Source organism: Pseudaeromonas sharmana (assembly GCF_042649925.1).
Lineage (GTDB): Bacteria > Pseudomonadota > Gammaproteobacteria > Enterobacterales > Aeromonadaceae > Pseudaeromonas > Pseudaeromonas sharmana.
The window spans coordinates 12,881-31,172 of sequence record NZ_JBHSAF010000003.1; the positions used below are offsets into that span (position 1 = coordinate 12,881).

Consider the following 18,292-nt stretch of genomic DNA (forward strand, 5'->3'; position numbering starts at 1 on the left):
CAAGGAACGATTGCCTGTCCAAAATGCGGGAAGCCTATGCCTGCCGGTCGCGGTGATTGTTGCGCAGAGTGTTATTGGCATCAGGTTTATGAGCAGCGACTCCGGTTCAATCTTGATGTTTTGAACGCTTCTATTCAGCCGCATTATCAGGCTTTTTCCGGTTGGCTTTTGGGGCGAAGCGGGGCGCATAAAGCTTCTCGATACCTGGATCGGTATCTGACCTTTTTCCAGATGTTGGAGAGGACTGGGCTAATTGAAACAACCAGTTATCAGCCATTGGTGAAGGAGTTTGGTGCTGAGGTGTTGAGACGCTATCAGCTGGCCGCTCTCTGGCTGAAGGAAAGCGGAGGGTGGATTGATGATGAGGCGACGAGATTGAATGATTCAGAGCAGAGGAGCATCAACCGACTTCTTCAAGGGATATCAAACCAGCAGGCCTGTGATGTATTGGTGGGCTACTACGAGTATCTGCAGGCGAAACTCATGCGAAATGAAATGTCGCTGCGCTCGGTGAGATTGGCTCTGACACCGGCCAAGAAACTGCTTGTTCAAACCCTCACCTCCAAGCGCTCTATTCCTGAGCAGCAAGACGTAGCTGCATACCTGTCACTCGTTCCCGGACAGAAGGCGGCTCTGCATGGCTTCATCGCATATCTGAATCGCAGCCAGAACTCTCAACTGAGCATGGCTTTGATTCAGAAGACAAAGCACAAGAGCCAGGCTAAAGCCGCGTTGGAAATGCGGCTTGCCCAGATGGTTCAGAAGCCTGAGACGAACAGGCGGTTTCAGGAGCGGTGGGCCATCACGGCCCTGGCCTATTTCCATGGGTTAACAGGCCCCGCCATCCGGCAGTTGATTGCGAACGAGGGGCTTGAGGATGATGGCGATGGACTGCTGTTTCGCTATCAAGGGCTGACCTACTGGATCCCCAAGTGTTCAATGCAGCTGTGAGGATGACTGGACGGGCTCCAACTCCCAGAGTGTTGGGTGGTCAAGGTCTTCACTGTTCAACTGTTCGCATTGATATGCACACAGCTCAGTGGTCAGCTTTTCCAGCTCGACACTGTCTCTTTGGCTAAGAGCCCGGTGAACTGCCTGCAAAACGGCACGGAGGCTTTCAATGTATCGGAGCAGACTGCTATCCCGGATAGGCTGCAATTGCTGCTCTAGCTGCCGCTGAAGTTGCTCAAAGGGCCAATGCATATCAGGGGCGACATTCAGCAGCGAGCTAACGGCGATGGTTGCTTCGTGAAGCAACGTGAGCTCCTTGGTGACGAAGCGGAGGTATTGGTAGGCCTCCTTGTAATGCTCCCGCTCATCCAGAGAGTCGATTTCGTTCCAAATGGGTTGGAGCAGTTCGGGTGATGCTAGCGTACCTAAGCAGTTGAGCGTCATGGTGGTCTCCTGGCGTGTTCACTACCGACAGAGGCTAGGAGAGTTGTGTGTTGCTGACATCTGTCAGTAATTCAGGCAGAGGGCACTAGGCGGTTATCCGATAGTCACCGAAGTGGGCCTGAGCTCATCATCTGCACTGTCTGGTGCTTCATCCTTTTTCCAGTGGCGGAGAAGTTGTTTCTTTATCAGCTCCAAATCCAGGAGCTCTTCGATAAGCTCGAACGCAATCAGTTCGGGAGTGTCGCAACCAATAGGCTCAAGAATGAGCACACCTTCTGCTCTATCGGCATAGTCAACTTGCACACATCCCATCATGCGGCGTCGTATCCCCCCGTTTTCATCTTGGATAAAACAGGCGGGATAGGGATTGTCGGGTCTGTTGTGAATGAGCGGAACGGGGAATGTGTATTCAGCCTGGCTTAGGGGTGTCATCAGCGTAAAGCGAAGTGCGTGCTGCAACGAATCCAGGCCAGCCCTGAAGTAATCGGGTAATTCCCGAGGGTTGAAGGTCGGCTGTTCTATTCCTGCCTCAATTTCTACAGGTGTGATCCCTTTCCCATTACCAGTAGACCCAACACTGAATGCGCTGGGTGGTGCTGTGGGGTAGGACTGGGCTTTGGATATAGAAAAACTAGGATTTTTAAAAATGGTTTTATGTTCCAGATCTGGAAACTTGGAGTTGAGGGAGGCGAACTGTACGAACTTGGTCTGTCTTTTTTCGTCCGGATCTGTGTCCGTCAATAAGAGCGTCTTCTGGTTTTGTCTGTTGCGCGTTGGTGCTTGGGTTTGGCTACCTTGTGAAGGTGATGCAAGCCGATCGCTATTGCTTGGCGCCACATATCGGACGGATTTGAATGGGAACTCATGGGAGCAGGATAGGATCTCATAAACAATAAAAGTACCATTTTGCGATTCATCATGTCTGATCCACTGCCCGGAGACATGTAGATCTGTTACCCCGTCAAAAGGAAACCAGCATTTGGGGTAGATGGGTAGACCAAGACTTGAACAGGAAAGAGCGCTCTTTCCAATCAATGATGCAGAACGCCATGCCACTGGCGAGTACAGCATTCTAGCTATATCAGCGGCGGATGCGCCCGAGATGCCATCGGCAAGGCGGAGAAAAACGGATTCATCAGGACGCTTTATGTACTGTTTGGCCAGTGCTGTGCGGCTAAGTGTTGGTCTGAAAAGCATGGAGAGAAGTGAGCTTGAAGAGCCGAAGTAAAAGCGAATGAGCTCCATACACGGAATAATGATTTGTAGCCGGGGGCGGTCTGCAATGATGACGCAGTTTGAATGTGTATGTTCGCTATGCCATGGATGTAAACGAATTGGCAGCCAGTAGGACAGCGCTCGCATGAATCCGAATCTCTCGGGCCGTGGTTTACCACCTGCCTTATAAAACTGCGCGGTATCAGCGTTGATATTCAGTTGTCGGAATGTCTCTTTCGATGGGGCTGTGCTCTCCCCAGTTGCTTGACCGTTCTGCCACACGTCGCCAACTTTCAAAAATGGCAGCAATCCAATGGGTAACCACACCTCCCGTTTATCCTCATCTCCCATCGGTCGGGGACGTGGATATCGAGAAAATCGGACGGCAACAGAAGGTTGGGATTGCCTCCTACTGAGGTCTGGGTAGGCAACATCCCCAAACCAATCGATACGCCACGTCCCTTCGAAATTGGCCAACTTTTCAATTGTGAATGGAGTCGTCATATTGTGATCTTCTTTGACATGACATTCTTACAGTATCAGGCATGGATATTGCGGTATCCGCGTTTGGTATCTCAAATCCTGTGATTTTGGAGTGAGAACAGACGTAAACACTTTGATAATATTGACGTATTTATCCGTTACCAAGGAGTTCGGTGTGGCAAATAATCCGATGAGATTTAGGGCTTCATGCATAAAAACACTATCTGCGGTTGAAGCGAGACCAGAGAGATCAAATCAGCATGAATTTAACGGGGTGAGAGAGCTCAAGGGGCTTCTAGGGCTAGATGGTTTTCATTGTAATGCGACCTTCTCGATAAGAGGTGCAGGCATGAGTTGTCTGGCTGAAGTGACGTGGTACGACGCGAGGGAAGCACACCCTACCAGATCTGAGCATCGCCTATATTTCTATTCAAATCCGGTAATGGAGCAAGCAGAAGAAGGTGACAACATCGTTATTGGGTTTGATACAACCAACCATCTTCACATTGTTTTGATCAAAAGAGGCTCTCCAACATTTAGAACGGTAACTGAAGGATGGCACGTTGAATGATGGTCTTGATTTTTTTAGAAAAAGATCAACCACATAGACTCATGAGGCATGATTTTTTGGTTACATCCAGCACGTAAAATTTTTTGATAAATTCCTGGTGTTAGGGATGATGCAAGGACATAATGTCCGCAATCATACCTGGGGATGTAAAAATGACAACATGCCAATCATTCGAACTGCTAAAACTGGCTCGCTCTCGATTTTCCCAGCGTGAAGTTGCAGAGTTTGTCGGTAAAGATACGAAGACAATAAGACGTTGGGAGAAGGGGGAAACCCCTTGTCCCTCTTTGCTTGCGCCCGCGTTACGTGAATTGTTGAAAAAACCATCAAGCAACTTATTGCAACAAGATAATAGCTTTCGATTTATTGATCTTTTTGCAGGCATTGGCGGGATTCGAATGGGGTTTGAATCTCACGGTGGGGAATGTGTTTTTACCAGTGAATGGAATAATTTTTCTAAGAAAACCTACACTGAGAACTATGGAGATAACCACCCATTTGTTGGGGACATAGTTCCATTCCCAGCTGAAAATGTCCCAGAACATGATATTTTGCTGGGTGGATTCCCTTGTCAACCATTTAGTATCGCTGGTGTCAGTAAAAAAAACTCATTGGGACGTCCTCATGGTTTTGAGTGTACAACCCAAGGGACATTATTTTTTGATGTGGCACGCATCATCGCGACAAAGCGGCCAAAAGCATTTTTATTGGAAAATGTGAAAAATTTGGTTTCCCATGACAAGGGAAATACGTTTGAGGTCATCCTGCAAACATTAAGAGATGAACTTCATTACGATGTTCACTATAAGATAATCGATGGAAGACACTTTACTCCGCAACATAGAGAACGGATCATAATTGTCGGCTTTCGTGAGAAAACGGATTTTTCGTGGGATGAATTACAGTTACCGGTAGATGGTCCTCGACTGGGCTCCATTCTTCATAAAACAGACGGCAGTGAACCATATCTACCATGGGATGATGACCGGTTTTTTGATCCAGATAAAAAGTGTGTTCAGCCTAAATACACATTGACTCCTAAGCTTTGGGATTACTTGCAAGCATATGCGGAAAAGCATCGAGCTGCAGGAAATGGTTTTGGCTTTGGACTTGCGTATCCCGATAGCGTAACTAGAACCCTTTCAGCTCGATACTATAAAGATGGCTCTGAGATATTGATCTGGCAGGGTGTGAATAAGCGCCCTCGGAGATTAACTCCCCGCGAATGTGCTCGTTTGATGGGATTTCCGGATACATTTAGAATTCCGGTAAGTGATACTCAAGCATATCGACAGTTTGGAAATAGTGTTGTCATGCCTGTAATGCAGGAAGTTGCTCGTCTAATGGTGCCTCATGTTCAAAGAATGATTTCTGAAGAACAGGAACGGTGCTCATTTCAGATCAAAAGTGCATGACAATAATTTGTGAATGACATAGTAGATAGGCCAACCCGAAGCCGGATGATGTCCGGTATTCGGAATAAAAATACTAAACCTGAGATAATGGTGAGGAGTTGGCTGCACAAACATGGATTTAGATTTAAAATTAATGTTCGAGAGTTGAGAGGGAAACCAGATGTTGTATGCCCCCGCTATCATGCAGTAATTTTTGTTCATGGTTGTTTTTGGCATGGACATGAGTGCTGCTTGTTCAAATGGCCAAAAACACGGCCAGATTTCTGGCATGAAAAAATCACTCAGAACAAAGCTCGCGATCAAAGAGTTATTGATTCATTACTCTCTGCTGGGTGGCGTGTTGGTATTGTTTGGGAGTGTGCTTTGCGTAATTCAGAGGTAGATATGGAGACAATTCTTATGCCTCTTGCTGAATGGCTTAGAAGCGATATCACTACCTTTGAGGTAAAAAAATGAAGTCAGGATATTTATCAGAATATTTCCAAGGTGTTGCCGTCAAAAGGCTGAGTGCAGTAGAGGCCGATGGTACGCGCTCAAGACAACATGAGTACCATGCGACAAAGAGTATGCAGTTGTTTCTTGGGTGCCCAAATGAGAAAACCAGATTACCGGCGCGGTTTCTTTATCTGACCGATGATGATCCTGACCCAATTGTTGAAGATGCATTTCTGACATTGTATAACTGTCGAAAAGACAAACCTCGTGCACCTGAGTACCATTTATATTTTCCGACTACAAATGTTTCGATGAATGCTTGTGAGGGCGACCTTCTTGTTATTGCTAAAAAACGAGATGGAAGCTTACTCGTCATTATTGCAGAAAATGAATCAAGTATATCGCGTCAAATTGAGTGGCTATTTGGTTTTTCAGATGTGGTTCATCCTGGCTTTTCAGTGAAATCAGAACTTGAAACCGAGCAAGACCGTATTGAATTCGCGTCTAGGTTTATTCTGGAAAATATAGGTATTGTTGTCGAAACAAAAGAGGATACATATTTAGATGATATGCTTTCTCGTTTTTCAGGTCGTTTCCCTACAACTAGAGAATTTTCAGCCTATGCTCGTTCAACACTAACCGATCTTAGTCCACACGATGATCCAGACCTTATTCTCATGGCGTGGATGGAACGAGAAGAAATTTTATTTAGAACCCTTGAGCGTTTTTTGATAGCAGATCGTCTGTCACAAGGATTCAGTAATAAAATTAAAACAGATGTTGATGTTGATGGCTTCCTATCCTTTTCTTTGTCGGTTCAAAATAGACGGAAAAGCCGAGTGGGCTTGGCACTTGAGAATCATCTAGAGGTTTTATTTGCTGAAAATGGTATTCGCTGTGCACGTACCGCAGTTACAGAAAATAAGTCGAGACCTGATTTTCTATTTCCGGGTGTAGTTGAATATCATGCGCAAACATTTGATCCTCTCAGACTTACTATGCTTGGCGTTAAATCAACGTGTAAGGATCGCTGGAGACAAGTCTTGGTTGAAGCTGATAAAATCGAACAGAAGCATCTGTTGACCCTTGAAACAGCTATTTCTGTTCACCAGACTGATGAAATGATGGCTAAACGATTACAGCTTGTTCTGCCTCGTAGTCTTCACCAAACTTATACTTCAGCACAACAATCATGGATTATGGATGTTGCCAGTTTTACTGAGCTAGTGAGGGCCAAGCAATCCTTATAAACTTGTGATTACACTAATTACCGATATGTTGTACGCGGAGTCCTCGGAGCCAATCATCTTTAGCTTTATTTGTCTCCAGCCCAAACATAACCGATGTCATTTTTTTTGCAACCTCGATAGCCGGATCTGATAGAACACCTAGTGATGTGAATTTATAGGCTGGAATTTCCTTATAGCTTTGGTTATCGACACCAGTAAGTGAGGTATGTGAGCCTGACTTTTTGGATGGTTGTTTCATAATGCGAGCTGTTTCTGATTGATCCAACACAATGGCGATTATTGCCGCTTTGTTTCTCATGTCCAAATTATTAAATAGATACATTGAACCTGCTTTCAGTGACCAATATGGTTTTACCAGAATAGTATGTAGACACCGGATTTGAGAGTTGATTAGCATCTCTAGCATTCCAAGCTCTCCATCATTAATCCCGAACAGCAGAGGATTTTGGTTGATTGGATATTTGTGTTTTATTTCAAAAATCCAGACGACATCGCCAGCAATAAATATTCTGTCAAGGTTCCATACTGATCTGAAATATGGTTGAATTGCACAATTAATTAAAATTCTTGGAAGTATAACTCGGTCACCAAGTCTGTCCTTGTAATAATCAGATATGAATCCCCAGAATGCAGATTTTTGTCGTTTTTTATCCCTAACAGACTCATCGACGACAAATGGTGTCATTTTGCCGCCAGATAAATCATGCATTAGTTCGGTCAGGACCCTAGGTGTTTCAGTCCTTTTCCCTTTGCTGATTCGTGTGGCTAAAAATTCACCATTTTTATACTCAACAAGATATGGAACAGCGCTTTTCTCCAGAGCTTGCAAGTAGCGGCCTAGCCCTGTTGTTCTAGATCTTGCCCATACGAAAACAATCCAACGTTCGAAAGGGCGTCTGGTATCGACTACGGTAGAATCGACATCAAGGGGGATCACATTCCGATCAATGCTCGGGACGCTGGCAACGATTTGATCAAACAGGCTTTCTACAGTCAAACCCTCGATAAGCTGATGTTTGTCTGCACTGAGAATTGTTGCAGCGAGCTCATGATCGGATAGATCAAGCGCGGATAGCTCTCCCCAAGGTGTGATCATTTCAGTCCTAAGATAATTTTACTGTCTGTAACATTTGTTATTAGGGGCGGATAATCTCACTTAATCTGGTTTTTTTGCAAATACTTATAGTGTGTATGGTCTTTAACTCAAGACGGTCCAATTTTGTTCTCAACTGACTTCAAGGTCAGAATGGGCCATCAAATTGAGAATGAAGGCACGTCATTGAATACCATGAAGCTTCGCAGTCCGACATTGATGCGGCTTGGTGTGCCATAGTGGAACGGGTCATGATGGTGGCCATGGATGATGGTCGTTGCCCCGAGTGATTGAGCCAGATCGTCGATGGTCTGAAAGCCGTGTGGGTGGGCACTGGGGGCCTCATGAGAAACAAGGATATCGGCCTTGAGACCGACGAAGCGCTGAATGTCTTCTGGAAAAATTGAACTTCGATGCTTGCGAGGCAGGCCGCCTCGCCAGAGATTCCCTTTTCCGCAATGGGTAATGAAATCCTGCTTAGCTGTGTACCGAGGCGGTTCAGGTGGATACCAGACTTGGCTACGGAAGATCCCGCCAAGGCCTGCAATCTTGAAACCATCAATTTCGACGACACGGCCATGAAGGTTACGCTCAGAGCATGCAAACAAGTGATCGTGATATCTGACTTCGTCCGTGTCGTGATTGCCATGGATGAACCAGATGTCCGTCAGCCCCAGGATGGACGTGAAGGTTTGCTCGAACGATTGTGACAGGCACAGGTCTCCCAGCATGATCACCGCAGCTGGCTTCATCTGATGAACGCGCTGGATTATGTGCTCAAACTCCCCATGAGGGTCACCGCAAAACAAGATCATGATGTTTCCGTTGATGCATGAATGGGCTGTTCGCCGATGATAGCTGGGACCTGCCTTTGTTGCACATGGGCAAGCCAAACTGTTCTATTTTCTTTATATACAGGTCGGGTGAGAATCATCAATCAACTTCGAAGGCTAAAACCACGGATGACCAGCATGAGCGGTTTATCAACCACTTCAGCTCGACTCATTGTCATATTGTTGATGATGACAGCTCTCGCAGTGCTCTCGACCATCACCAATTACAGCGCAGTATTCCTGTTTAGCTACTTCAACCTAGTTGGTGCGGTATTTGAGCCTATCGCCAAGGTGAGCCTTGGCCTGACATGTTTCCTGTTGTTTATCGATGCGCTGGTTCTTTTTCTGGTCTGGCTGCTTTTTCGTGTCAATAAGGTTGCACCATGACCCATTCCCAATGACTACGACAACCAGATCATCCAGCGTCTCTGCCGGGGGCGTCATTAGGGATATGACTTGTTACCACAAATCTGTGCTTTACCCGCGTGCTTGGCTTCGTACATTGCCGAGTCGGCTGAGCTAACCAGTTGGTCTGCGGAGTTTTCATCACTAGGGTGATGCATCGAAACACCGATGCTGGCGCTGAGGGTGACGATCACAGTGTCAAGTCGTATTGGTTGTTGAATTGCCTCTAGTATTTTCTGTGCCAACATATTGGCATCGGGAATACCGTATTTAATGTTTTCCAGTATAACCGTGAACTCATCGCCGCCTAAGCGTACGGCTGTATCCGTCTGCCGTATGTTTGCTTGTAAACGAATGGCTATTTCGCGCAAGACGGCATCACCTGCATCATGACCATATGTGTCATTGATTTGCTTGAAACCATCAAGGTCGATAAATAGCAGCGCCAAAGACGTCTGCGTCCGTTTAACGCGAGCTATTGCTTTGGATAACAAGTCAAACATCCCACGACGGTTAAGAAGTCCTGTCAATGAGTCATGTGTTGCTTCGTGTTCGCGTATGGCCTCAGCTTGTTTGCGCTCTGTAATATCATGCAAGAACGCGCTAAAAATGGTTTTCCCATCAATGGATAAAGCTCGGATACGAACCTCTACGGGCAATGTAACACCATCACGGCGCACTGCGGTCAACTCGATGTGTTGGTCCAGAACGTGATGTTCTCCGGTGCTTAGATAATGCCTCATTCCTGAGCGATGAGCTTCGCGCATGGCGACTGGAATAATTGTTTCATCAAGTCGACGACCGATCGCCTCCTGGCTGCTCCAACCGAAGGTGTGCTCAGCTTGTTGGTTCCAATCACGGATCACCCCGTTGTGATCAATGCACACATAGGCATCGTTCGCATTTTGAAGCACCATCTGCAATTCAGCTTCGCGCTTGCGTAACTCTTGTTCAGATTGAAGTTGCTGGGCCATGGAGGAAGACAACATTTCATTGGCTAATCGCAGGTCTCTTGTTCTTGTTTCGACCCGTGTTTCCAAGTCTCTGCGAAGTGCAGCTAGTGATTCCTCTGCTTCCTTGCGCTCTTGTATATCTTTGACGATAGAGACGAAGTACTCCAAGTCACCTTGAGGACTCATTTGTTTGGTGACGATCAGTTGTATCCAAACTGTGCCGCCTGCCTTTGTCAGATAGCGTTTTTCCAATTGATAACGATCTATCTCGTCATTTACTAGCTGCTGCAGCAGGGACAAATCTGAACCCAAATCATCGGGGTGGGTAATATCCTGGAACGTGAGCTTAGCGAGCTCATCTTGGCTGTAACCGACAATTTGGCATAGCGCATCGTTGACTCGTATCCATCCGCCATCCGGTGCAACCAATGCAATGCCTACGCCTGCCCGTTCAAAAACGGTTTTAAATCGGGCTTCAATAACCTCAATCGCTTGCATGGCCTGCTCGGACCGCGAGTGACTCAGCAGCATGGCTTCACGCATTTGCACTTCCTTACTTACAACAGCAGCAAGGTCGAGCAGGATATTGGTTTCATCACGGGTTAACTGTCGTGGCTTGGAGTCAATAGCGCATAACGTGCCGATCGGAAAGCCGCCAGAGCTGCGTAATGGTACTCCTGCATAGAAACGAATATTCGGGTTTCCTGTCACCAGGGCGTTATCCATGAAGCGCATATCTTGTGTGGCATCGGGGACAATCATCGGCGTTGTCTGTGCTATGGCATGGGCGCAAAAAGCGAGCTCACGGGGTGTTTCAGCCACATCGAGTCCAACTCGAGATTTGAACCATTGCCGATCGGCATCGATTAATGAAACAAGTGCAATTGGCACATCCAAGACGTGCGAAACCAAACGGGTAATGCGGTCAAATACCTCCTCTGGGGGGGTATCCAAGAGGTTGAGAGCATTTAGCACATTCAAGCGTTCTGTTTCGTCGGGGAGTATTGGATAAGCCATGATGCTTGGTTCTTCTTCGGGCCATGAAGATAAATATAGCCATAATAAACATTAGCTTTCGATTGAGGATACACATTCTGGCAAATGCTGTGCGCGGTGATCTATTGACCAAATAAATGAAGGTCTGCCTCTTCCCGGACAACCTGCAGCAGGTCTTCTCCTGCTGCCCACCGAGCCAAGATGGGCTCTCCAATACTTGACCAGCACTCCATTAAGGTTTTACAGGCTGACAGATGAGCAGTTCTGGAGCCGCTTTGCCGATTATTTCTGAGCTTCTGGAGTGTATCGGCCCGCACACCCAATAAACGTGCTCGTTGCGGGTTGGTCAGTGGAAGGCCATCCAGGAACGCGATGATTTGTTTGATAGGCCTACTGGGCGTTGCCAATGTAGGAGTGCTCACGCCAAGAAAGGCATCCAAGTCCTTGCGTAAGAAATAGAAGTGGCGGCCAGCCTGATAACAGATAGGCAATGCCTTCCCGTTCATGGTTCCGTTAGCCATATGAACACGCAAGAGGGATGGTTGCAGGCGCAAGTACCTCGCTGCCTCTGCGAGCTCGAAGGGGTATTCACCAGGGCTTGAGGATGCAATGCGTTTTTGCCGAATGGTCCATTTGGTCTCTACGATGGCTACCCGTTTGAAGTGATGTTCCATGATTCAGTGGTCACCAAGAGCTGTCCGGAGGACTCTTTTAAGCGGCCTGCTCGACAGTGTCAATGTGAGCACCGGGGATGACGATTTCTTTCCTTATATAAGGAAGGGCTTCTTTGACGATAGCCTGGTGGCGTGGGCGCTTATACATGCATCACGCCATGGCCATAATCAGCCTTCAGCCTTTCAATCAGTTGGCGCTCCTCATCCGTCAACGTGGCGACATCGATGAAGCGCCATTGCCGCTCATAAAGAGCAAAGGCCTCCTGCTCAGAAACTTCGCCAGTTGGCCGGTTCCAGGCAATCAGTTTTAGTTGTGGATATTTATCAATCTGGATCATCTGTCCACCGAAGAGCTTAGTCGGCGATGTTCACCCGTTACGCCCTTTGATTATCACGCCTGAAGATGCAGAGAACAATGCGCCGTGGAGCCAGACATGGCTCCTGGATTTTCTCTTGTCTCATCTATTTCCAATATGTCTCATCTATTTCCAAAAATGACAGCCACCACCGACTAGCGCGACGGATGATGCGCTATGGTGAGGATTGCGAAATGGGCGTAAATGCCACTGTTGCCATTGGCGGTTTAGGCCACTGATTGAGTGGATAGCGGCGGTTTGCTGGGCTTCTTCATCATTCATCGCCGGCAATATGCCCGGAAGACGGCTGGCCAACATGCTTTTTCCCGTTCCCGGAGGCCCCAGCAGCAAGAGATGATGTTGACCGCTGGCCGCAATCTCCAGCGCACGTTTGCCGGTTTGCTGACCAATCACATCCATCAGGTCGGGGAATTGACCGGCGGTAGTTGTCTCCTGTGGTGGTACCGGCTGGGGCAGAGTCTGTTGTCCTGCCAACCACGCACACAGCGCCAGCAGGTGATCGCTGGTATAAGTTTCCGCGGCCTGAATCAGTCCTGCCTCAGGTGCGTTGCCATGTGGTAGCAGTAAGGCGCGTCCTGCAGCTTTGGCAGCAAGCACAGCCGGTAGCGCGCCCAGTATGGGCCGAATCTCGCCGGTTAGTGCCAGTTCACCGAGAAATTCGCACTGCTCCAGGCGTGTCAATGGCAGCTGTCCTGAGGCGGCGAGGATGCCGATCGCAATCGCGACATCGAAACGTCCCCCCTCTTTAGGCAGGTCGGCAGGAGCCAGGTTGACCGTGATGCGCGAAGCCGGAAACTGGAAGCGCGAGGTGATCAAGGCGCTACGCACCCGATCTCTGGCCTCTTTCACCGACGCCTCTGGCAAGCCGACAATGCCGAATGCCGGCAGTCCGCTGGAGAGGTGAACTTCGACGCTGACCAGCGGTGCCGTGACACCCAGGCTGGCACGACTAAAAACGACAGCTAATGACATGAAATGGCGACTCCGCGATATAAACAACTAATGTTCAATCAATCGGTAGAGTTTAGAACCAATAAACAGGCTGTCAGCTGACGGTTTTTAGTGTGTTGTCACACAAAAAAGTGTTGTGCATATTGGTGCGCTGTGCTAGTTGTAGGGCACGCGCCGCCCAAAAGGGGGGCAATTACAGGATTTTCAGGATCGTCATGTTCAGCGCTATTGTCGTCGTCAGCATTATTATCGTGGGCCTAGTGGTGGTGATTATTCCACCGCTCGGGGCGAGGTTGGCTGACGCGAAATGAAATGATCGCATCCAGACACAGCAAACGACCCCCGAGGCTGAACACTCGGGGGTTTTTTTTCAGCCAGATATAACGGAAACAAGGAAGTTGTCATGAACGGGGCCCAGTACATCGTCAGCGCATTGCATCAACAGGGGGTCACCCAGGTGTTTGGTTACCCGGGGGGCGCCATCATGCCGGTATACGATGCTCTGTATGATGGCGGCATCCCTCACCTGTTGTGCCGACATGAGCAGGGTGCAGCGATGGCCGCCATCGGTTATGCGCGTAGCACCGGGCAGGTGGGGGTCTGTATTGCAACCTCGGGACCGGGTGCGACCAACCTGATTACGGGTCTCGCCGATGCGATGATGGACTCGGTGCCTGTTGTTGCCATCACCGGACAGGTAGCCCGTGATTTTATCGGCACCGATGCGTTTCAGGAGATCGATGTGCTCGGCATGTCACTGTCCTGTACCAAGCATTCGTTTCTGGTCACCGATGGTGCGGAGTTGGGTACTGTGATGGCCGAGGCGTTCCGTATTGCGTGCTCCGGCCGGCCGGGCCCTGTGCTGATCGATGTACCGAAGGATATTCAGATGGCTGCCGTTGAACCGCGCGCGCCCATGCATCTGGTGGATGACGAAGAACCTCTGTGTGAGCAGGCTTTGGCTGAGGCTCGGGCACTGCTCGCTGCCGCCGAACGGCCAATTCTCTACGTGGGTGGAGGCGTGGTGCTGGCCGATGCCGTCACTGAACTACGCGCCATGGCGGCGACTTGCGGCTTGCCGGCGGTGACGACACTGAAGGGGATTGGTACCCTGGACCCAGCCTGTGGGTTGTCACTGGGCATGCTGGGGATGCATGGCACCAAGGCGGCCAACTATGCAGTGCAGCAGTCCGATCTGTTGCTGGTGGTGGGAGCGCGTTTTGATGATCGGGTGACCGGTAAGCTGGCCGCATTTGCCCCGCATGCCAAGGTGATCCACCTGGATATTGATGCAGCCGAGATCGGCAAGCGGCGCGAGGTCCAGGTCAGCCTGCAGGCGGATTTGAAAAAGGTGCTGCCAGCCTTGGCACAACCGCTGGCGATTGCTGCCTGGCGCGAACATTGTCAGGCGCTGGCCGCCGAGCATGCCTTCCGTTACGACCATCCCGGCGAACGTATCTTCGCGCCCTGGCTGCTGCAACAGCTCAGCACCCGGTTGCCAGACGGCGCTGTGGTGACGACCGATGTCGGTCAGCACCAGATGTGGGTCGCCCAGCATATGCAATTTGATGACCCCCGAGGCCTGATTACCAGTGCCGGGCTGGGCACCATGGGCTTTGGGTTGCCGGCAGCGGTCGGCGCTCAGGTTGCGCGGCCGGATGATACCGTGGTACTGGTCAGTGGCGACGGCTCCTTCATGATGAATGTCCAGGAGCTGGGGACCCTCAAGCGTGCCCAGTTGCCGGTCAAGATGGTGCTGCTCGACAACCAGCGGCTGGGGATGGTACGCCAGTGGCAGGAGCTATTCTTCGAGGGGCGTTTCAGCGAAACCATCCTCACCGACAACCCGGATTTTGTACGCATGGCTTCGGCGTTCGACATTCCGGGCGAAACGATTACCCGCAAGGAGGAGGTGGCTCCGGCGCTGGCGCGCATGCTGGCCAGCCAGGGCGCCTACCTGTTGCATGTTTCCATCTCATCGGACGATAACGTTTGGCCCCTGGTCCCCCCGGGCGCGGCCAATGAACATATGCTGGAGGCTCAATCATGACACAACATCAGCTCTCAATTCGTGCCCAGTTCCGCCCCGAAGTGCTGGAGCGGGTGTTGCGCGTAGTACGCCATCGCGGTTTCCGTCTCTGTGCATTGAACATGGCGCCGCCGCTGGATTGCCAAGACCTGCACATAACGGTTACTGTCGAGAGCGAGCGTCCAATCCAATTGCTGCATAACCAGCTGGCCAAGCTGATCGACGTCATTCAGGTCGAGGCAGGCGAAGTGCGGCAGGCACAGGCGGCAGCATATTCCATCCGGGCTTGATAAAAGGAAGTAACCACTTATGGCTCAACAGAAGACCACCAAATACATCTGGTTCAACGGTGAACTGGTTGAATGGGACAAGGCGCAAGTGCACGTCATGACCCACGCATTGCATTATGGCTCCTCGGTTTTTGAAGGCATCCGTGCCTATGACACCCCGAAGGGGCCGGCGATCTTCCGCCTCAAGGAGCATATCCAGCGTCTGTTCGACTCCGCCAAGATCTACTGGATGGATATGCCGTTCACCCAGGCGCAGATCTGCGAGGCCTGCCGCGTCATCGTCCGTGAGAACGATCTGAAGTCCGGTTACCTGCGTCCGTTGGCCTTTGTGGGCAACGTCGGGTTGGGCTTGCATCCGCCGAAGGATGCCCATACCGATGTGATGATCGGTGCCCTGCCGTGGGGGGCCTACCTGGGTGAAGAGGGCCTGAAGAATGGTGTCGATGTGGCCGTTTCCTCCTGGAATCGTCTGGCACCGAATACCATTCCGACCGGTGCCAAAGCCGGAGGTAACTATCTGTCATCCCAGTTGATCTCCCGTGAGGCCAAGCGTCACGGCTACACCGAAGGGATCGCCCTGGATGTGAACGGCTACCTGAGTGAAGGCGCCGGAGAGAACATCTTCCTGATCAAGAATGGTGTCTTGCATACCACACCCGCCACCTCGGCCATCCTGCCGGGCATCACCCGCGATACCATCATCACTCTGGCGCGGGATATGGGGTTCACCGTCAAAGAGGAGCCCCTGCCGCGCGAGGCGCTCTATCTGGCCGACGAAATCTTTATGACCGGCACGGCCGCCGAGGTCACGCCGGTTCGCTCCGTCGATCAAATCCAGGTGGGTGCCGGTTGTCGCGGCCCGATCACCGAACAGTTGCAGAAGGCGTTCTTCGGCCTGTTCAATGGTGAGACCGAGGACAAGTGGGGCTGGCTGACGCCGGTTCACGATTAAGTCATGCGACGGGAGGCGTATCAGCGCCTCCCGTTTGTTTCTTCAAGAGCGTCTCGATAAACAGCGCTGCGTTTCTCGAGCCGTTTTTCAGGATTGATTGCCGTATTCAGGGAGTGTTTCACAGATGCCAAAGTACCGTTCCGCTACCACCACCCAGGGCCGAAACATGGCCGGAGCCCGCGCCCTGTGGCGTGCCACCGGGATGACCGACGAGGATTTCGGCAAGCCGATCATTGCCGTCGTCAATTCGTTCACCCAGTTCGTTCCGGGCCATGTGCACCTCAAGGATCTGGGCCAGCTGGTGGCGCGTGAAATCGAGGCCGCGGGTGGCGTAGCCAAAGAGTTCAATACCATCGCCGTCGACGATGGTATCGCCATGGGCCACGGCGGCATGCTCTACTCGCTGCCGAGCCGCGAACTGATCGCCGACTCTGTCGAGTACATGGTGAATGCTCACTGCGCCGATGCCATGGTCTGTATCTCCAACTGTGACAAGATCACTCCCGGCATGATGATGGCGGCGATGCGCCTGAACATTCCGGCCATCTTTGTCTCCGGTGGTCCGATGGAAGCCGGTAAGACCAAGCTCTCCGATCAACTGATCAAGCTTGACCTGGTGGATGCCATGGTGATGGCGGCCGACAGCAAGGTTAGCGATGAGGATACCGTGGCCGTTGAGCGCAGTGCCTGCCCGACCTGTGGTTCCTGCTCCGGTATGTTTACTGCGAACTCGATGAACTGTCTGACCGAGGCGCTGGGCCTGTCTCAGCCGGGTAATGGCTCGCTGCTGGCGACGCATGCCGACCGTGAGGGATTGTTCAAGCGGGCCGGTCAGCGCATCGTCGAACTGGCGAAGCGCTATTACGAACAGGATGACGCCGCTGTGCTGCCGCGTGCCATTGCCAACAAGCAGGCGTTCGAGAATGCGATGACGCTGGATATCGCCATGGGCGGCTCCACCAATACCGTGTTGCACTTGCTGGCTTCTGCACAGGAGGGGGGAGTAGATTTCACGATGGACGATATCGACCGTCTGTCACGCCGCGTGCCCCACCTGTGCAAGGTGGCGCCGTCGACCCAGAAATACCATATGGAAGATGTCCACCGCGCCGGTGGCGTCATCGGTATCCTGGGGGAGTTGGCTCGCGCCGGCCTGTTGCACACCGAGGTGCGTAATGTGCTCGGACTATCGCTGGCCGAGTTGCTGGAGCGTTACGACGTGATGCGTACCCAGGATGCAGCGGTGCTCGATTTCTATCGCGCCGGCCCCGCAGGTATCCGTACCACCAAGGCCTTCAGTCAGGATTGCCGTTGGCCAACGCTGGATCAGGATCGTGTCGAAGGCTGCATCCGCTCCAAGGAACATGCTTACAGTCAGGACGGCGGCCTGGCGGTGCTGTCGGGCAATCTGGCGTTGAATGGGTGTATCGTCAAGACGGCGGGTGTCGATGAATCCAACCTGATCTTCTCCGGTCCTGCGCGCGTCTTCGAGAGTCAGGACGACGCTGTGGCGGCGATCCTGGGTGGTAACGTCAAGGCGGGTGATGTGGTCGTTATTCGCTACGAAGGTCCAAAAGGCGGACCCGGGATGCAGGAGATGCTCTATCCGACCTCGTATCTGAAATCGATGGGATTGGGCAAGGCGTGTGCCTTGATCACCGACGGTCGTTTCTCCGGCGGCACCTCAGGGCTGTCGATCGGCCACGTCTCGCCCGAGGCGGCAGCGGGGGGCAACATCGGCCTGGTGCAGGAGGGCGATCTGATCCATATCCATATCCCGGAGCGCCGTATCGAAATGGCCATCTCCGATGCGGAGCTGGCAGCACGCCGTGCGGCGATGGAGGCCAAGGGCGCGGCAGCGTGGAAGCCGGTCAGCCGTCAGCGCGAGGTCTCGTTCGCCCTGAAGGCGTATGCGATGCTGGCGACCAGTGCCGACCGCGGCGCGGTGCGGGATCGTAGCAAGCTGGAGGAGTAA

17 protein-coding genes and 1 pseudogene are annotated in these 18,292 nt (G+C 51.2%); 10 read left to right on the top strand and 8 right to left on the bottom strand.

What is annotated here, in order from left to right:
• Positions 1–36: 36 nt before the first annotated feature.
• Positions 37–951 carry a hypothetical protein gene (locus ACFOSS_RS04945; protein WP_377151005.1) on the top strand — a complete coding sequence of 305 codons (915 nt, stop codon included), beginning with the start codon at positions 37–39 and terminating at the stop codon, positions 949–951.
• Here ACFOSS_RS04945 and ACFOSS_RS04950 read toward each other — a convergent pair.
• Together ACFOSS_RS04950 and ACFOSS_RS04955 are read right to left on the bottom strand one after the other, a co-directional pair.
• Positions 937–1,395 carry a hypothetical protein gene (locus tag ACFOSS_RS04950; RefSeq protein WP_377151006.1) on the bottom strand — a complete coding sequence of 153 codons (459 nt, stop codon included), beginning with the start codon at positions 1,393–1,395 and terminating at the stop codon, positions 937–939. The two genes, ACFOSS_RS04945 and ACFOSS_RS04950, sit on opposite strands and share 15 nt — an antisense overlap.
• A 93-nt stretch (positions 1,396–1,488) precedes the next feature.
• Positions 1,489–2,937 carry a hypothetical protein gene (locus tag ACFOSS_RS04955; protein ID WP_377151007.1) on the bottom strand — a complete coding sequence of 483 codons (1,449 nt, stop codon included), beginning with the start codon at positions 2,935–2,937 and terminating at the stop codon, positions 1,489–1,491.
• A 331-nt stretch (positions 2,938–3,268) separates the two neighbouring features.
• Here ACFOSS_RS04955 and ACFOSS_RS04960 point away from each other — a divergent pair, with 331 nt between their 5' ends.
• From ACFOSS_RS04960 to ACFOSS_RS04975, 4 genes are all read left to right on the top strand, one after another.
• On the top strand, positions 3,269–3,664 hold the full coding sequence (locus tag ACFOSS_RS04960; protein WP_377151008.1) for a hypothetical protein: 396 nt from the start codon (positions 3,269–3,271) through the stop codon (positions 3,662–3,664).
• 122 nt (positions 3,665–3,786) lie between these two features.
• Positions 3,787–5,079, top strand: a complete 1,293-nt coding sequence (gene dcm / locus ACFOSS_RS04965) for a DNA (cytosine-5-)-methyltransferase (RefSeq protein ID WP_377151009.1) — start codon at positions 3,787–3,789, stop codon at positions 5,077–5,079.
• A 9-nt stretch (positions 5,080–5,088) separates the two neighbouring features.
• Positions 5,089–5,535: a very short patch repair endonuclease gene (locus ACFOSS_RS04970; protein ID WP_377151010.1), complete on the top strand. Its 447-nt coding sequence runs from the start codon at positions 5,089–5,091 to the stop codon at positions 5,533–5,535.
• Positions 5,532–6,764, top strand: a complete 1,233-nt coding sequence (locus ACFOSS_RS04975; protein ID WP_377151011.1) for a type II restriction endonuclease — start codon at positions 5,532–5,534, stop codon at positions 6,762–6,764. Before ACFOSS_RS04970 ends, ACFOSS_RS04975 begins: the two co-directional genes overlap by 4 nt.
• A 13-nt stretch (positions 6,765–6,777) precedes the next feature.
• On the opposite strand, the gene ACFOSS_RS04980 is transcribed toward ACFOSS_RS04975, so the two are convergent.
• Together ACFOSS_RS04980 and ACFOSS_RS04985 are read right to left on the bottom strand one after the other, a co-directional pair.
• The gene (locus ACFOSS_RS04980; protein ID WP_377151012.1) at positions 6,778–7,860 is read right to left on the bottom strand and encodes a hypothetical protein; all 1,083 of its coding nucleotides are present in this window, start codon (positions 7,858–7,860) and stop codon (positions 6,778–6,780) included.
• Between the two features lie 158 nt (positions 7,861–8,018).
• Complete coding sequence (locus ACFOSS_RS04985; RefSeq protein ID WP_377151013.1) at positions 8,019–8,672, bottom strand: metallophosphoesterase family protein; 654 nt, start codon at positions 8,670–8,672, stop codon at positions 8,019–8,021.
• Between the two features lie 156 nt (positions 8,673–8,828).
• Between ACFOSS_RS04985 and ACFOSS_RS04990 the strand changes: the two genes are divergently transcribed.
• Entirely contained in the window at positions 8,829–9,077 is a 249-nt protein-coding gene (locus ACFOSS_RS04990) for a hypothetical protein (RefSeq protein ID WP_377151014.1), read from the top strand.
• A 56-nt stretch (positions 9,078–9,133) separates the two neighbouring features.
• Here the strand turns inward: ACFOSS_RS04990 and ACFOSS_RS04995 are convergent, their stop codons facing one another.
• The 4 genes and pseudogenes from ACFOSS_RS04995 to ACFOSS_RS05010 all read right to left on the bottom strand — a co-directional run.
• Positions 9,134–11,065, bottom strand: coding sequence for a PAS domain S-box protein (locus ACFOSS_RS04995; protein WP_377151015.1), 1,932 nt, complete (start codon positions 11,063–11,065; stop codon positions 9,134–9,136).
• Between the two features lie 101 nt (positions 11,066–11,166).
• Complete coding sequence (locus tag ACFOSS_RS05000) at positions 11,167–11,718, bottom strand: hypothetical protein (RefSeq protein WP_377151016.1); 552 nt, start codon at positions 11,716–11,718, stop codon at positions 11,167–11,169.
• A gap of 140 nt (positions 11,719–11,858) precedes the next feature.
• Positions 11,859–12,056: a hypothetical protein gene (locus ACFOSS_RS05005; protein ID WP_377151017.1), complete on the bottom strand. Its 198-nt coding sequence runs from the start codon at positions 12,054–12,056 to the stop codon at positions 11,859–11,861.
• Positions 12,057–12,212: 156 nt separating this feature from the next.
• Positions 12,213–13,067: pseudogene (locus tag ACFOSS_RS05010) on the bottom strand (YifB family Mg chelatase-like AAA ATPase); the annotation flags it as partial.
• Positions 13,068–13,449: 382 nt separating this feature from the next.
• Here ACFOSS_RS05010 and ilvG point away from each other — a divergent pair.
• The 4 genes from ilvG (at position 13,450) to ilvD (ending at position 18,292) form a co-directional block, all read left to right on the top strand.
• Entirely contained in the window at positions 13,450–15,096 is a 1,647-nt protein-coding gene (gene ilvG, locus ACFOSS_RS05015; RefSeq protein ID WP_377151018.1) for an acetolactate synthase 2 catalytic subunit, read from the top strand.
• Positions 15,093–15,365, top strand: a complete 273-nt coding sequence (gene ilvM / locus ACFOSS_RS05020) for an acetolactate synthase 2 small subunit (RefSeq protein ID WP_377151019.1) — start codon at positions 15,093–15,095, stop codon at positions 15,363–15,365. The genes ilvG and ilvM overlap by 4 nt, the downstream gene beginning before the upstream one ends.
• 19 nt (positions 15,366–15,384) lie before the next feature.
• The gene (locus ACFOSS_RS05025) at positions 15,385–16,317 is read left to right on the top strand and encodes a branched-chain amino acid transaminase (protein WP_377151020.1); all 933 of its coding nucleotides are present in this window, start codon (positions 15,385–15,387) and stop codon (positions 16,315–16,317) included.
• Between the two features lie 124 nt (positions 16,318–16,441).
• The gene (gene ilvD, locus ACFOSS_RS05030; protein ID WP_377151021.1) at positions 16,442–18,292 is read left to right on the top strand and encodes a dihydroxy-acid dehydratase; all 1,851 of its coding nucleotides are present in this window, start codon (positions 16,442–16,444) and stop codon (positions 18,290–18,292) included.

What these genes read in the sequence shown, in the direction of transcription:
- ACFOSS_RS04945 (WP_377151005.1), top strand. Translation starts at nt 37, where the DNA reads ATGCCTGCCGGTCGCGGTGATTGTTGCGCAGAGTGTTATTGGCATCAG.
- ACFOSS_RS04950 (WP_377151006.1), bottom strand. Translation starts at nt 1,395, where the DNA reads ATGACGCTCAACTGCTTAGGTACGCTAGCATCACCCGAACTGCTCCAA.
- dcm (WP_377151009.1), top strand. Translation starts at nt 3,787, where the DNA reads ATGTCCGCAATCATACCTGGGGATGTAAAAATGACAACATGCCAATCA.
- ACFOSS_RS04975 (WP_377151011.1), top strand. Translation starts at nt 5,532, where the DNA reads ATGAAGTCAGGATATTTATCAGAATATTTCCAAGGTGTTGCCGTCAAA.
- ACFOSS_RS04980 (WP_377151012.1), bottom strand. Translation starts at nt 7,860, where the DNA reads ATGATCACACCTTGGGGAGAGCTATCCGCGCTTGATCTATCCGATCAT.
- ACFOSS_RS04985 (WP_377151013.1), bottom strand. Translation starts at nt 8,672, where the DNA reads ATGATCTTGTTTTGCGGTGACCCTCATGGGGAGTTTGAGCACATAATC.
- ACFOSS_RS04990 (WP_377151014.1), top strand. Translation starts at nt 8,829, where the DNA reads ATGAGCGGTTTATCAACCACTTCAGCTCGACTCATTGTCATATTGTTG.
- ACFOSS_RS04995 (WP_377151015.1), bottom strand. Translation starts at nt 11,065, where the DNA reads ATGGCTTATCCAATACTCCCCGACGAAACAGAACGCTTGAATGTGCTA.
- ACFOSS_RS05000 (WP_377151016.1), bottom strand. Translation starts at nt 11,718, where the DNA reads ATGGAACATCACTTCAAACGGGTAGCCATCGTAGAGACCAAATGGACC.
- ACFOSS_RS05005 (WP_377151017.1), bottom strand. Translation starts at nt 12,056, where the DNA reads ATGATCCAGATTGATAAATATCCACAACTAAAACTGATTGCCTGGAAC.
- ilvG (WP_377151018.1), top strand. Translation starts at nt 13,450, where the DNA reads ATGAACGGGGCCCAGTACATCGTCAGCGCATTGCATCAACAGGGGGTC.
- ilvM (WP_377151019.1), top strand. Translation starts at nt 15,093, where the DNA reads ATGACACAACATCAGCTCTCAATTCGTGCCCAGTTCCGCCCCGAAGTG.
- ACFOSS_RS05025 (WP_377151020.1), top strand. Translation starts at nt 15,385, where the DNA reads ATGGCTCAACAGAAGACCACCAAATACATCTGGTTCAACGGTGAACTG.
- ilvD (WP_377151021.1), top strand. Translation starts at nt 16,442, where the DNA reads ATGCCAAAGTACCGTTCCGCTACCACCACCCAGGGCCGAAACATGGCC.